This window comes from Streptomyces sp. NPDC050658 (assembly GCF_044457025.1).
In the GTDB taxonomy this organism is placed as follows: Bacteria; Actinomycetota; Actinomycetes; order Streptomycetales; family Streptomycetaceae; genus Streptomyces.
This window is the reverse complement of record NZ_JBITGM010000014.1, coordinates 179848-194178: the sequence shown is the minus strand read 5'-3', so window position 1 is coordinate 194178 and position 14331 is coordinate 179848. Positions and strand designations below refer to the sequence as shown.

The 14331-nt window shown below is 69.4% G+C and carries 12 protein-coding genes; 8 read left to right on the top strand and 4 right to left on the bottom strand.

Translation table 11 applies throughout. The annotated features are described in order from the left end of the window. Nucleotides 1-41 precede the first annotated feature (41 nt). From ACIBKX_RS36250 to ACIBKX_RS36235, 4 genes are all read left to right on the top strand, one after another. Nucleotides 42-1859, top strand: coding sequence for an ABC-F family ATP-binding cassette domain-containing protein (locus ACIBKX_RS36250; RefSeq protein WP_363270051.1), 1818 nt, complete (start codon nt 42-44; stop codon nt 1857-1859). 146 nt (nt 1860-2005) lie between these two features. Continuing rightward, nucleotides 2006-3820 carry a PQQ-binding-like beta-propeller repeat protein gene (locus ACIBKX_RS36245; protein WP_363270052.1) on the top strand — a complete coding sequence of 605 codons (1815 nt, stop codon included), beginning with the start codon at nt 2006-2008 and terminating at the stop codon, nt 3818-3820. 70 nt (nt 3821-3890) lie between these two features. Continuing rightward, a complete protein-coding gene (locus ACIBKX_RS36240) occupies nt 3891-5759 on the top strand; it encodes a PQQ-binding-like beta-propeller repeat protein (protein ID WP_363270053.1) in 1869 nt (622 codons plus the stop codon). 271 nt (nt 5760-6030) lie between these two features. Further along, nucleotides 6031-6756 carry a response regulator transcription factor gene (locus tag ACIBKX_RS36235; protein WP_363270054.1) on the top strand — a complete coding sequence of 242 codons (726 nt, stop codon included), beginning with the start codon at nt 6031-6033 and terminating at the stop codon, nt 6754-6756. Nucleotides 6757-6819: 63 nt separating this feature from the next. On the opposite strand, the gene ACIBKX_RS36230 is transcribed toward ACIBKX_RS36235, so the two are convergent. Next, complete coding sequence (locus ACIBKX_RS36230; RefSeq protein WP_363270055.1) at nt 6820-7119, bottom strand: hypothetical protein; 300 nt, start codon at nt 7117-7119, stop codon at nt 6820-6822. Nucleotides 7120-7142: 23 nt separating this feature from the next. After that, the gene (locus tag ACIBKX_RS36225) at nt 7143-8825 is read right to left on the bottom strand and encodes a sodium:solute symporter family protein (protein WP_363270056.1); all 1683 of its coding nucleotides are present in this window, start codon (nt 8823-8825) and stop codon (nt 7143-7145) included. Between the two features lie 226 nt (nt 8826-9051). On the opposite strand from ACIBKX_RS36225, the gene galT reads away from it, so the two are divergent. Genes galT through galK form a run of 3 tightly spaced genes read left to right on the top strand, consistent with a single transcriptional unit; the run spans nt 9052 to nt 12238 of the window. Further along, nucleotides 9052-10113, top strand: a complete 1062-nt coding sequence (galT, locus tag ACIBKX_RS36220) for a galactose-1-phosphate uridylyltransferase (RefSeq protein ID WP_363270057.1) — start codon at nt 9052-9054, stop codon at nt 10111-10113. Then, the gene (gene galE, locus ACIBKX_RS36215; RefSeq protein ID WP_363270058.1) at nt 10110-11063 is read left to right on the top strand and encodes a UDP-glucose 4-epimerase GalE; all 954 of its coding nucleotides are present in this window, start codon (nt 10110-10112) and stop codon (nt 11061-11063) included. The genes galT and galE overlap by 4 nt, the downstream gene beginning before the upstream one ends. Before the next feature lie 20 nt (nt 11064-11083). Next, entirely contained in the window at nt 11084-12238 is a 1155-nt protein-coding gene (gene galK, locus ACIBKX_RS36210; protein ID WP_363270059.1) for a galactokinase, read from the top strand. A gap of 64 nt (nt 12239-12302) precedes the next feature. Here the strand turns inward: galK and ACIBKX_RS36205 are convergent, their stop codons facing one another. After that, the gene (locus ACIBKX_RS36205; RefSeq protein WP_363270145.1) at nt 12303-12758 is read right to left on the bottom strand and encodes a GNAT family N-acetyltransferase; all 456 of its coding nucleotides are present in this window, start codon (nt 12756-12758) and stop codon (nt 12303-12305) included. 264 nt (nt 12759-13022) lie between these two features. Here ACIBKX_RS36205 and ACIBKX_RS36200 point away from each other — a divergent pair, with 264 nt between their 5' ends. Beyond that, nucleotides 13023-13799: a response regulator transcription factor gene (locus ACIBKX_RS36200; protein ID WP_360770453.1), complete on the top strand. Its 777-nt coding sequence runs from the start codon at nt 13023-13025 to the stop codon at nt 13797-13799. On the opposite strand, the gene ACIBKX_RS36195 is transcribed toward ACIBKX_RS36200, so the two are convergent. Beyond that, complete coding sequence (locus ACIBKX_RS36195) at nt 13758-14255, bottom strand: MarR family transcriptional regulator (protein ID WP_363270060.1); 498 nt, start codon at nt 14253-14255, stop codon at nt 13758-13760. The genes ACIBKX_RS36200 and ACIBKX_RS36195 overlap by 42 nt on opposite strands. Between the last annotated feature and the right edge of the window lie 76 nt (nt 14256-14331).

Sequence of the window (14331 nt, the reverse complement as noted above, 5' to 3'; positions counted from 1 at the left end):
TACGCTGGGAGATCGATCGATCCCCCTTACCTGGAGCGTTAATGGCCGTCAATCTGGTCAATGTCGAGGCAGTCAGCAAGGTGTACGGCACCCGTGCCCTGCTCGACGGTGTCTCCCTCGGCGTGTCCGAGGGGGACCGGATCGGCGTCGTGGGGCGCAACGGAGACGGCAAGACGACCCTCATCCGGATGCTCGCCAAGCTGGAGGAGGCCGACACCGGCCGCGTCACGCACAACGGCGGACTGCAGCTCGGCGTACTGACCCAGCACGACTCGCTCGACCCCGAGGCGACCGTCCGGCACGAGGTCATCGGCGATCTCGCCGACCACGAGTGGGCCGGCAACGCCAAGATCCGGGACGTGCTCACCGGTCTCTTCGGCGGGCTCGACCTGCCCGGCTTCCCGCAGGGCCTCGACACCGTCATCGGTCCGCTCTCCGGCGGCGAGCGGCGCCGCATCGCGCTCGCCAAGCTCCTCATCGGCGAGCCCGACCTGATCGTGCTCGACGAGCCGACCAACCACCTGGACGTCGAGGGCATCGCCTGGCTCGCCGAGCACCTGCGCACCCGGCGCTCGGCGCTCGTCTGCGTCACGCACGACCGCTGGTTCCTGGACCAGGTGTGCACCCGCATGTGGGACGTACAGGGCGGGGCCGTCTTCGAGTACGAGGGCGGCTACTCCGACTACGTCTTCGCGCGTGCCGAGCGTGAGCGCATCGCGGCGACCGAGGAGACCAAGCGCAAGAACCTGATGCGCAAGGAACTGGCCTGGCTGCGGCGCGGGGCGCCCGCCCGCACCAGCAAGCCGCGCTTCCGCATCGAGGCCGCCAACGAGCTGATCGCCGACGTGCCGCCGCCGCGCGACACCAGCGAGCTGATGAAGTTCGCGACGACGCGGCTCGGCAAGACCGTCTTCGACCTGGAGGACGTGACCGTGCAGGCCGGGCCGAAGGTGCTGCTCAAGCATCTGACCTGGCAGCTCGGCCCGGGCGACCGGATCGGCCTGGTCGGCGTGAACGGCGCGGGCAAGACCTCCCTGCTGCGGGCGATGGCCCAGGCCGCGACCTCCGAGGGCGACGTGCAGCCCGAGGCGGGCCGGGTCGTGGTCGGCAAGACCGTGAAGCTCGCCTACCTCTCGCAGGAGGTCGCCGAGCTCGACCCGGCGCTGCGGGTCCTCCAGGCGGTGCAGCAGGTGCGCGAGCGCGTCGACCTCGGCAAGGGCCGGGAGATGACCGCCGGGCAGCTCTGCGAGACCTTCGGCTTCAACAAGGAGAAGCAGTGGACGCCGGTCGGTGATCTGTCGGGTGGCGAGCGGCGCAGGCTTCAGCTGCTCCGGCTCCTGATGGACGAGCCGAACGTCCTCTTCCTCGACGAGCCGACGAACGACCTCGACATCGAGACGCTGACCCAGCTGGAGGACGTACTCGACGGGTGGCCCGGATCGATGGTCGTGATCTCGCACGACCGGTTCTTCCTGGAGCGCACCACCGACAAGGTGTTCGCACTTCTGGGTGACGCGACGATGCGGATGCTGCCGCGCGGCATCGACGAGTACCTGGAGCGGCGCAAGCGGGCGGCGGACGCGGCGGCTCCCGCGGCGCCCGCGACCGCGGCAGCCGAACCGGCCGCCGCGCAGAAGACCGTCTCCTCCGCCGACGCCCGCGCCGCCAAGAAGGAACTCCAGAAGATCGAGCGGCAGCTGGACAAGCTGTCGACGAAGGAAACCTGGCTGCACGCTCAAATCGCCGATAACGCCACCGACTTCGAAAAGGTGGCCAAACTGGACGCCGAGCTGCGTGAACTGATGGGCGAGCGCGACGAGTTGGAGATGCGCTGGCTGGAGCTCGCGGAGGACGTGTAGAGGTCACGTAACAGACGCATCACAGGCCGGTCCTCCCTTGGGTACAGGGGACGGACCGGTCAGGTGTGCTAGGGGGGCAGGGTGATAGAAAGGTCGGCCTGAGCACCACTTGGCGTGCCGAAAAATCAGTGAAGGGGGAAGCGCTGATGACTCAGCCGCCCAACCAGCCGCCGCAGGGCGGTTTCGGAGCTCCGCAGGATCCGCGGCAGGCCGGAGCCCCGCAGCCACCGGGCCAGCCGCCGCAGGCTCCGGGCCAGCCGCCGCAGGCGCCGCCCGCCGGAGCCCCGCAGACGCCGCCCGCGCCGCAGCCCGGCTACGGCTACCCGCAGACCCCGCCGGCCGGCGCCCCGTACGGGCAGCCGGGCCAGCCGGGTCCCTACAACGCGCCCACGCAGCCGGGCCCGTACAACGCGCCCACGCAGCCCGGTCCCTACGGCCAGCAGCCCCAGTACGGGTACCCGCCACAGCAGCCGCAGTTCCCCGGCGCCCCCGGAGCACCCGGCACGCCGCCCGGCGGCGGCAGCAAGAACCCCTTCAAGGGCAAGCCCGGGCTGATCGTGGCCGCCGTGGCCGCCGCCGCGCTCGTCATCGGCGGTGTCGCCTGGGCGGTCGTCGGCGGTGACGACGACGGCAAGAAGAAGAAGCCGACCGCCGGCAAGAGCGACGACCCCAAGCCCACCGGCTCCGCCCCGGTTAACCCCGGTGACGGGGACGGCGACGGCGGCGGCGAGACGGAGGACCTCAACGCGGGCCGCCAGCCCGGCGAGTCGAAGGTGCTCTGGTACAAGGAGGCCCCCAAGGTGCCCGGCTCGGGCGCCGACGCCAACGGCATGTGGGTCGAGGGCGATGTCGCGGTCAAGGCCGCGTTCAAGGAGATCAACTCCTACAACGTCCAGACCGGCAAGCCGGAGTGGCCCACGATCAAGTTCCCGCAGAAGATCTGCGGTACGACCCCGACGGCGACCGACGACGGGGACATCGTCGTCGCGTACAAGGACGGGCTCAAGGACAACGCCAAGTGCAGCCAGATCCAGGTCGTCAACCTGAAGACCGGTGAGAAGGGCTGGAAGAAGCCGGTCGAGGAGGAAGGTCTCTTCGACTTCGCCTCGAACGCCGACCTCTCCCTCACCGGCGACACGCTGATGGTCGGCCGCTCCCAGTCCGGCACGGCGCTGAAGATGAGCAACGGCGACGAGCTCTTCGTCTCCGACAAGAAGGACGAGGGCACCTGCTTCCCCAGCGGCTTCGCCGGCGGCAAGAAGATGCTCCGCGCGCTGTCCTGCGGTGCCGGCTCCGACACGGAGCACGACGAGCTGCAGCAGCTCGACCCGAAGACCGGCAAGGCCGTCTGGACGAAGAAGTTCCCCAAGGGCTGGAAGGTCGGCCGGATCTACTCCGAGAGCCCCACGGTCGTCTACCTCACCAACGAGGACAAGAAGCAGTGGAACATCACCACGCTGAAGCCCAACAGCAGTGACACCCGCTCCGAGGTCAGCGTCGACGAGAAGTGGGCGCCGGAGTGCGGCGGCTCGACGTTCCTCGGCGGCAGCCTCCAGGGCTGCCTGGGCGTGACGGTCGACGACAACAACCTCTACCTGCCGACCGAGGCGACCTCCGGTGCCAACGAGGTCGTCGCGATCAGCCTCTCCACCGGCAAGGAGGCCTGGCGCGTGAAGTCGCCGGCCGAGGAGTCGATGCTGCCGCTGAAGATGCAGGGCGGTGCGCTCGTCGCCTACGTCAACCCGTCGTACGACGCGGGCGGCCAGGTCGTCTCGATCCCGACGTCCGGCTCGCACAAGCCCAAGAAGCTCCTGCAGAACCCGGCGGGTACCGCGGAGATCGAGAGCGGCTTCTTCTCGAAGGACGTCGACTACGTGGACGGGCGCTTCTACATCTCCACCACGCGGCTCTCGGGCAGCTCCCAGGGCCCGGAGAAGCTGATGCTGGCCTACGGCAAGTGATCGGCCCCGCTGTCCGGTACGCCCCAGTCCCCCCATCGCCGCACGCTTCACGTCTCAAGGAAATGACCTCATGACGCAGCCGCCCCAGCCGCCCAACGAGCCCCCGCAGGGCGGGTTCGGCGCCCCCCAGGATCCGCCGTCCGGCGGTTTCGGCGCACCGCAGAACCCGCCGCAGGTGGGCTTCGGCAAGGCTCCCGAGCCGAACCCGAACCCGTCGTACGGCTACCCGCAGACCCCGCCGCCGGCCCAGCCGCCGACGCCTCCGGCGGGGCAGCCCCCGGCCGGCCCGCCGCAGACGCCGCCGCCGGCGGCTCCGCAGGGTCAGCCGCAGGGCTACGGCTATCCGGGTCAGCCGGGTCAGCCGCAGGGCTACGGCTATCCGGGCCAGCCGGGCCAGCCGTACGGGCAGCAGCAGCCGTACGGTGCCTACCAGCAGCAGCCCCCGACCATGCCGATGGCGCCGCAGGCGGGTGCCCCCGGCGGGTCCGGCGGCGGCAAGCTGAACAACCAGATGAAGATCATCATCGGGGCGGTCGTGGCGATCGCCCTGATCGTCGGCGGCGGTGTCTTCTACGCCTCCTCGTCCGGCAAGGACGACACCGAGGCCAGCTCCGAGGGCTCGACCGGCGGCGGCAAGGGCGGTGAGCAGAAGGGCGGCGGCGGCGCGGCCGAGGGCGGCCCCGGCAAGGAGAAGGTCCCGGCCAACACCGCGGGCAAGATCGTCATGCAGCTCCCGCAGCCCGAGGTGCCCAAGAACGACGTATGGAGCATCAAGGGCTCCTGGCTGATCGACGGCGTCTACGCCAAGGCGGGCGTCAACGAGATCGTCGGCTACGACTCGACGACCGGCAAGGAGATCTGGACCCGTCCGCTCGACGGCCAGACCTGCACCGCATCGCCCCAGGTCACCAAGGACGGCGTCGCCGCGGTCGCGTACGAAGAGGCCAAGCGGAACAAGGCCGGCGACCACGAGACCTGCTCGAAGATCTCCGCGATCGACCTGAAGTCCGGTGAGAAGCTCTGGACCGAGCAGGTCAAGGAGGGCAGCTCCGCGGCCCGCGTCCAGGAGATCGCCATCAGCGGCTCCACCGTCGCGGTCGGCACCAGCGCGGGCGGCGCCGCCTTCGACGCGGCCAAGGGCGATCTGCTGTGGGAGCCCGAGGTCGGTGCCAAGTGCCAGGACGAGGGGTACGCGGGCGGCGAGCAGCTCGTCGCTGTGCGCCAGTGCGGTGACTACAACGACGAGAAGCTCTCCGTCGAGCTCCTCGACTCCAAGTCGGGCAAGGCCCAGTGGACGTACCCGGTGACGCCGGGCGTCGACAACGCGAAGATCATCTCGACCAGCCCGGTGGTGTTCGGCCAGGACACCCAGGAGATCACCTCCAGCGGTGCCACGGACGTCTTCTCGCTCGACGGCCAGGGCAAGCTGCGCGCCAAGATCTCGCTGCCGGACGGCAAGTACGACCACAACTGCGAGGTCAACGTCGTCTCCGACTGCAGCTCGATGGCGGTCGGCAACGACAAGCTCTATGTCCCGACCCGGCAGCACGACGGCGGCGGTGACGGCTACAGCCAGACGAACGAGATCATCTCGTTCTCGCTGAAGACCGGCAAGACCACCGGTGACCGTGCGGACGCCGGCGAGAACGGCGAGATGTTCCCGATCCGCATGGACGGCGGCAACATCCTGGCGTACAAGGACGGCGGCTACGACAAGGGCTCCCAGATCGTCTCCATCAACGGCAAGACGATGAAGGAGACCAAGCTCCTGGAGACCCCGGCCGCGGAGTCGGTCGGCAGCGCGATCAGCAGCATGGTCCCGAAGTCGAACGAACTCCTCTACTCGGACGGCAAGTTGTTCTTCGGCAAGGAGCTGATCAGCAAGCCGTACTCGAAGGACGAGAAGGAGTACACGGCGCTGGGCTTCGTCGCGGAGTAACCCCCGACGAGCACCGCGAGCACCGCGCGGAAGCGCAGGAAGTTCCGGAAGTGCCGGAAGGCCCCGTTCCATTCATTGGAGCGGGGCCTTCCGCACGTCCGTACTCCCCCTCACCCGCCCATGGCCGGGATTTCGGCATTCCGGGCCGCTTCTGACCGGTAGGGGGCGCGTAACGTCGAACAAGCGTGTAGCTTCCGGGGGATGAGTGGGTGTGGGGCCGGGGGGCCCTTGATCCGTGGGGGATCAGTGGGGACAAGTGGGGGGTTGCTCTATGGGTGTGCGGCTCATGGTGGTCGACGACCATCGACTGCTCGCCGAGGCACTCGCCTCGGCGCTGAAGCTGCGCGGGCACCGGGTGCTCGCCGCGGCCGCGCCCGCCGCGGGGGCGGCGGAACTGGTCATCAACCGGGCCCCGGAGGTCTGTCTGCTCGGCACGGCGACGCCCGCCGAGACCGGCATGTTCGACCCGGTGGTGAGGATCAAGCGGGAGCGTCCGCAGGTCGCCGTGGTGGTGCTCGGCCCGGTGCCGAGTCCGCGCGGCATCGCGGCGGCGTTCGCCGCGGGTGCCTCCGGGTACGTACGTCATGACGAGCGCATCGAGGGCGTCGAGCGCGCCATCATGAAGGCGAGAGCGGGCGAGGCGGCGGTCGCCCCGCAGCTGCTCCAGGGCGCGTTCAGCGAACTCCTCAATCCGGCCGCGCAGCCCGACGACGAGGGCCAGCGGCTGCTCCAGATGCTGACGCCGCGCGAGGTGGAGGTGCTGGTACGGGTCGCGGACGGCGAGGACACCCGGCTGATCGCCGCCGGAATGGGCATCGCGCCGAGCACCGCGCGCACGCATGTGCAGCGGGTCCTGATGAAACTCGGGGTCGGCTCCCGCCTGGAGGCGGCGGCACTCGCGGCGCGCACGGGCCTGCTCGACCGGGCGGAACGGCCGACGGACACGTACACGGAGAACACGGAGACACAGGCGGGGCCCGAGTCACCTGCACAGTGAACTCGGGTCCCGTTTCAGATGGTTGACGTCATCTGAAATCTGTCATCTGTCATCTGTCAGCCGCTACTCGGGCTTGGCCTGCGCCTCGTTCTCCGGTGCCTCCGTAGGCGGCGGTGTAGGCCGCAGCCACAGCCACCCCAGGAAGAAGAGGCCCAGGGCGAGCATGGCCAGGCCTGTCCACAGGTTGATGTTGATGTCCTCCGCCTTGTTCAGGTCGGCGTCGGACGGGGAGATGCCGGCGATCGTCACGATGATCCCGTACACCACGAACAGGCCGCCGATGATGCGCCGGATGTCGAAGAGACGGGCCGCCGTGGCGGACTTGCGCTCCAGCTCGGAGACTTCGTTCTGCAGTTCGGACATGGTGTTCCAGACCTCCGATCGGGTTAGAGCGAGTACGGCAGGTAGCAGGCCGCGGCGAGCACGATGGCGCCCCAGCCGAGCAGCGCCGGCTTGCGGTACCAGGCGTCGTCGCCCTCGGCGGGGGGCTCGTCCATGCCCGGCGCGGTCGTTCCGTACACCAGACCCGCCAGCTCCGCCTCCGGCTTCGGCGCGGTGAAGAGCGTGACGACGACCATCACCACGGCACCGGCGACGAAGCCGACGATCGCCGAGACGAAGTTGGCGCCCTGGTCGGTCGGGATGTCGATGACGCCCTGCTTGTAGATCCAGAAGTAGTTGACCATCGCGGCGGTGGTGCCCGCGACCAGACCCCACACGCCGGACTTCATCGAGGCGCGCTTCCAGAACATGCCGATGATGAAGACCACGAACATCGGGACGTTGAAGAAGGAGAACAGCGTCTGCAGGTACCCCATGATGTTCGAGAACGACGAGGCGATGAAGGCCGTGCCGATGGAGGCGAGGACGCCTATCGCCGTGATGAGCCGGCCGAACTTCAGGTAGTAGCCGTCCTCGCGGCCCTTGACCACGTACTTCGCCCAGATGTCGTACGTGAACACGGTGTTGAAGGACGACACGTTCGCCGCCATGCCCGCCATGAACGCGGCCAGCAGACCCGTCACCGCGATGCCGAGCACGCCGTTCGGCAGCAACTCCTGCATCAGGTAGGGGATCGCGTCGTTGTACGTCAGATCTGAACCCGCCGTGCCGATCTTCGGGACGAGTACGGCCGCGACCAGGCCCGGGATCATCACCAGGAAGACGATGAAGATCTTCGGGAAGGCCGCGATCAGCGGGGTGCGCTGCGCGGCGGAGAGGTTCTTCGCGGACAGCGCGCGCTGCACCTCGGCGAAGTTCGTCGTCCAGTAGCCGAAGGAGAGCACGAAGCCGAGGCCGAGGATGATCGTCAGCCAGTTCGCGCCGAGCGGGTTGGCGTCACCGATGCCGGTGCCGCCCCAGGCGGTCATGAAGTTGTCGCCGTGCGACTTCTCGATCGACCCGCTCAGACCGTCCCAGCCGCCGACCTTCTTCAGGCCGATGACGCAGATCGGGATCAGCGCGGCCAGGATCACGAAGAACTGGAGCACCTCGTTGTAGATCGCCGAGGAGAGTCCGCCGATCGTGATGTACGCCAGGACGAAGAAGCCCGCGACGACGATCGCCACCCACTGCGGCCAGCCGAGCAGCGCCTCGACGACGATCGACAGGGCGTAGAGGTTCACGCCCGCGATGAGGATCGCGGCGAAGGCGAAGAGCACCGAGCTGAGCAGATGCGCCGACTTGTCGAAGCGCTGGAGCAGGAACTCGGGGACCGAGCGGACCTTGGACCGGTAGTAGAACGGCATCATCACGAGGCCGAGGAAGACCATCGCCGGGATGGCGCCGATCCAGTACCAGTGGACCACCGCGACGCCGTACTGCGCGCCGGTGGCCGCCATGCCCAGGATCTCCGTGGCGCCGAGGTTCGCGGCGACGAAGGCGAGGCCGGTGACCCAGGCCGGCAGTGACCGGCCCGAGAGGAAGAAGTCGAGGCTCGTCTTCACGGAGCGCCGGGCGGCGAAGCCGATGCCGAGGACCACCGCGAAGTAGATCGCGAGGATCGCGTAGTCGAGGCCGTTGGTGGGCAGCCGAAGCCCCTCGGCCAGGGTTTGTGTGGGGGACTGCATAGGAACTCGCTTCGTTGCGCGAACTGATCAGACGGGAACCTACGCCTCTCGCTTCAATAACTGAACAGTTCTGTTGGTGTTCTTTGTTGGATTGTGATCGGACGCATAGATCACGCCCAGTTCCGGCCTGCTCCGGGCCCGCCTCATCGCACCATTGACGATGCTGTTGCCTTGTGGTTTGTTGTGTGCGGTTATGTTTGATGGGTGTTGGTGAGGAGCCCCGGACGTGAAGAAGACCTCGACCCGTCTCGCAGACGGTCGTGAGCTCATCTACTACGACTCGCGCGACGACGCGGTGCGTGACGCTGTGGACCGCAGGCCGCTCGACCCCATCTCCACCACATCGGAGATCCGCCGCGACCCGCTGCTCGGCGACCGTGTCGCCATCGCCTCGCACCGCCAGGGCCGCACCTACCACCCGCCGGCCGACGAATGCCCGCTCTGCCCCTCTGCGGGCGAGCGGCTGAGCGAGATCCCCGACTCCTCGTACGACGTCGCGGTCTTCGAGAACCGCTTCCCCTCGCTCGCCGGGGACGCCGGACGCTGCGAGGTCGTCTGCTTCACCTCCGACCACGACGCGTCCTTCGCCGACCTCACCGAGGAACAGGCCGGACTCGTCCTCGACGCCTGGACGGACCGCACCGCCGAGCTCTCCCACCTGCCCTCCGTGGAGCAGGTCTTCTGCTTCGAGAACCGCGGCGCCGAGATCGGCGTGACCCTCGGCCACCCGCACGGCCAGATCTACGCCTATCCCTTCGTCACACCGCGTACGTCCCTGATGCTGAGGTCCCTCGCCGCGCACAAGGAGGCGACGGGCGGCCGCAATCTCTTCGACGACGTCGTGGCCGACGAGCTGGCCGGCGAGCGGGTGGTCCTGGACGCCGAACACTGGGTCGCGTTCGTCCCCTACAGCGCGCACTGGCCGTACGAGGTGCACCTCTACCCCAAGCGCCGGGTGCCCGACCTGCTCGGGCTCGACGAGGCCGCGCGCACAGAGTTTCCCCAGGTCTATCTGGAACTGTTGAGGCGCTTCGACCGGATCTTCGGCGAAGGTGAGAAGGCGACCCCGTACATCGCGGCCTGGCATCAGGCGCCCTTCGGGTCCCTGGACGGACATGACGGGGTCAACCGGGACGACTTCGCCCTCCACCTCGAGCTTTTCACCATTCGCCGCACTTCGGGCAAGCTGAAGTTCCTCGCGGGTTCCGAATCCGGCATGAGTGTGTTCATCAACGACGTGCCGCCGGAAGCCGCGGCCCAGCGACTGCGAGAGGTAGCGAGTTCATGAGCGGTAAGTACCTGGTCACCGGCGGTGCGGGCTATGTCGGAAGTGTGGTGGCCCAGCATCTGATCGAGGCCGGGCACGAGGTGACCGTCCTCGACAACCTCTCCACCGGCTTCCGCGAGGGCGTCCCGTCCGGCGCGAAGTTCATCGAGGGCGACATCCGCGATGCCGCCAAGTGGCTGGACCCCTCCTACGACGCGGTCCTGCACTTCGCAGCGTTCTCGCAGGTCGGCGAGTCCGTCGTGAAGCCCGAGAAGTACTGGGATAACAACGTCGGCGGCACGATGGCGCTGCTCGCCGCGATGCGCGACGCGGGCGTCCGCAGGCTCGTCTTCTCCTCTACGGCGGCGACGTACGGCGAACCGGTCAGCACCCCCATCACGGAGACCGACCCCACCGCGCCCACCTCTCCGTACGGCGCCTCGAAGCTCGCCGTCGACCACATGATCACCGGTGAGGCGGCGGCCCACGGCCTGGCCGCGGTGTCGCTGCGCTACTTCAACGTGGCGGGCGCGTACGGGGCGTACGGCGAGCGGCACGACCCCGAGTCGCACCTGATCCCCCTCGTCCTCCAGGTGGCCCAGGGCAGGCGCGAGGCGATCTCGGTGTTCGGGGACGACTACCCGACCCCCGACGGCACCTGCGTACGCGACTACATCCACGTCGCCGACCTCGCCCGGGCGCACCTCCTCGCGGTCGACGCGGCGACGCCCGGCGAGCACCTGATCTGCAACCTCGGCAACGGAAACGGCTTCTCCGTGCGCGAGGTCATCGAGACCGTGCGGGAGGTCACCGGGCACCCCATCCCCGAGGTGATGGCCCCGCGCCGCGGCGGCGACCCGGCGACGCTCGTCGCCTCGGCCGCCACCGCACGCGAGAAGCTCGGCTGGAACCCGACCCGCGCGGATCTCGCGGGCATCGTCGCGGACGCGTGGGCGTTCGCTCAGCGGTAACTGTGGTTGAGGGGTAACTCATGGACGTAGCGGGGCAGTTCACGGAGCTCTACGGGTACGCGCCGGACGGGGTCTGGTCGGCACCCGGCCGGGTCAACCTGATCGGCGAGTACACGGACTTCAACGAGGGCTTCGTGATGCCGCTCGCGCTGCCGCACACGGCGGTGGCGGCGGTCGCGCGCCGCACGGACGGCGTGCTCCGCCTCCACTCGGCGGACATCGACGCACCGGTCACCGAACTGCGGGTCGACGAGCTGACCCCCCTCTCGAAATACGGGCAGGGCGGCTGGGCCGCCTACCCGGCGGGAGTGGTGTGGGCGCTGCGGGACGCGGGCCACGAGGTGTCGGGCGGCGCGGACATCCATCTGGCCTCGACGGTCCCGACCGGAGCGGGTCTGTCCTCCTCGGCGGCCCTGGAGGTCGTGACGGCGTTCGCCCTGAACGACCTCTGCGAACTCGGTCTTTCCGGGCCGGAGCTGGCGGTCCTTTCGCAGCGTGCCGAGAACGCCTTCGTCGGCGTCCCCTGCGGCGTCATGGACCAGACGGCCTCCGCGTGCTGCCAGGCGGGCCACGCCCTGCACCTCGACTGCCGCGACCTGTCCATCCGCCAGGTCCCCTTCGACCTGGCGGCCCAGGGCCTGCGGCTCCTGGTGGTCGACACGCGGGTCAAGCACGAGCTGGGGGACGGCGCGTACGCCGAGCGGCGGGCCGGCTGCGAGGAGGGGGCGCGGATCCTCGGCGTCACACATCTGCGGGACGTCGCGTACGCCGAACTCGACGCGGCCCTCGCGAAGTTGACGGACGAAAGGGTCCGCCGCTACGTCCGCCACATCGTCTCCGACGACCACCGCGTCGAGCGGGTGATCGCCCTCCTCGACGCGGGCGACGCCCGCGCGATCGGCCCGGTCCTGACCGAGGGCCATCTGTCCCTGCGGGACGACCTGCGCATCTCCTGCGAGGAGCTGGACCTGGTGGTCGCCACGGCGAACGCGGCGGGCGCGCTCGGCTCCCGGATGACGGGCGGCGGCTTCGGCGGCTCGGCGATCGTCCTGGTGGAGGAAGCGGAGGCGGAGACGGTCACGAAGGCGGTCCTGGCCGCGTTCGCGGACGCGGGCCATGCGGCGCCGCGGGTGTTCCCGGCGGTTGCTTCGGCGGGGGCGCGGCGGGTGGCGTGAGGGGCGGGCTTCGCGGGCGGTCCTTGAGTGCGGGCCTTGAGTGCGGGGCCCGCAACCCCCTTTCTCAGCCCAACTTCTTCGTCAGGGTGAACTCCTTGGCCCCTTCCGGGTAGTCGGGGATCACCGACACCACCTCGTAGCCCTGGCCCCGGTAGAAGGCGGGGGCCTGGAAGTCCCAGGTCTCCACCCGGGAGTTGAGGCAGTCCCGTTCCTCGCGGGCGACGCGTTCCGCCTCGGCGAGGAGGCGGGAGCCGACGCCCGTGCCCCGGTGGGCCTCGTCGACCCAGAGGTGGTTCACGTGGAGCCAGCGGCCCCAGGTGTGTCCGGCGAGGCCGCCGACCAGGGTGTCCGCCCCGTCAAGTACCCAGACGGCCAGCGGGACTTCGCGGTCCTGGAGGGTGCCGCGCAGGGCGCGGATCGCGGGGGACGCCGCGTCGTTCGCGTTCTCCAGACCGTTCAGCAGCAGAGCGAACCGCGCTTTGTCGACTCCTGTCTCCATACGAAACATACGGCTCACCATAAACGCGCTGGCCAATCAGTTCTGTAAATCACCTTCCGCTCCTGCCTTCCGGCCCTACTCTGAGGGCAGTGCCGGTGGGGGCCGGCACCGTTCAGGGGGCGAGACAGTCGGGTACGACGCCCGGCTTGGGGGTAGCGGTCACTGCACGGCGGCGGCCGTGCGGCTGTGGCGACCCCCGATCCGGGCGTCGTACCCGCACCGTGCGTTCTCCCGATGATGGGGTATCCCCTGCTCTCCGCGGAGAGCCTGGGGAAGGGGGTTTCAGTGGTTCGCATCCGAGTCCTGGTCGTCGACGACCATCGCATCTTCGCCGAGTCGCTCGCCGCGGCGCTCGCGGCGGAGCCGGACGTCGACGTGTCCGCGGCGGGCAGCGGCCCGGCCGCGCTGCGCTGCCTCGAGCGCGCGATAGCCGAGGGCCGCAGGTACGACGTGCTGCTCGTCGACGCCGACCTCGGCGCGTCCGCGAGCGCGATGCAGGGCGTCAGGCCCGCGCCGTCCGTCCAGGAGGGCAACGCGGACGGTCTGGTCGACGGCATCTCGCTGGTGGCCGGGGTCCGTTCCGGCCAGCCGATGGTGCGTACGGTGGTGCTCGCCGAGAAGGACGACCCGCGCCGAGCCGCGCTCGCGCTGCAGGCGGGCGCGTCGGGCTGGGTCGCCAAGGACTGCTCCCTGTCCCGGCTGCTCACCGTCATCCGGGGCGTGCTGCGCGAGGAGACGCATCTGCCGCCCGCGCTGCTCACCGGCGTGCTGCGCGAGCTGACCGCCGCGCGCAAGCACCGCACGGAGTCGGAGCGTCTTGTGGAGTCGCTGACCCCGCGTGAGCGCGAGGTGCTGCGCTGCATGGTGGCCGGGCTCGGGCGCAAGGCCGTGGCCGAGCGGCTCTTCCTGTCCCCGCACACGGTGCGTACGCATATGCAGAACGTGCTGGGGAAGCTGGGCGTCCACTCCACCCTCGCGGCCGTCGCGCTGGCCCGCAGGGCGGGGGTCGGACCGGTCGACCTAGCCGGGGATGTTGTCGAACGGGGCGGTCAACTGGCGTAGCAGCGCCGCCAGTTCCCCGCGCTGGGCGCGGGAGAGTTCGGCGAGGATCGCCCGCTCCTGGTCGAGCAGTCCGGCGAGCGCCTGGTCGGCCCTGTTCTGCCCCTCCTCGGTGAGGCGCACGAGCACGCCGCGCCGGTCGCTGGGATCCGGCAGCCGCTCGACGAGGCCCTTCTTCGCGAGGCGGTCGATGCGGTTGGTCATCGTGCCGGACGTCACCAGGGTCTGGGTGAGCAGCTGGCCGGGGGAGAGCTGATAGGGCGCGCCCGCGCGCCGCAGCGACGTCAGGACGTCGAACTCCCAGGGCTCCAGGCTGTGCTCGGAGAACGCGAGCCGGCGCGCCCGGTCGAGATGCCGCGCCAGCCTGCTGACACGGCTGAGGACCTCGAGCGGTTCCACGTCGAGGTCAGGGCGCTCCCGGCGCCACGCTGCGACCAGCCGATCGACCTCGTCCTCCATGACGATCAGTGTAGGGGGTCTGTCGACATGAAGTCTCTTGACGTCAAGATACTTCGGGGATCAAGATGGCGATACG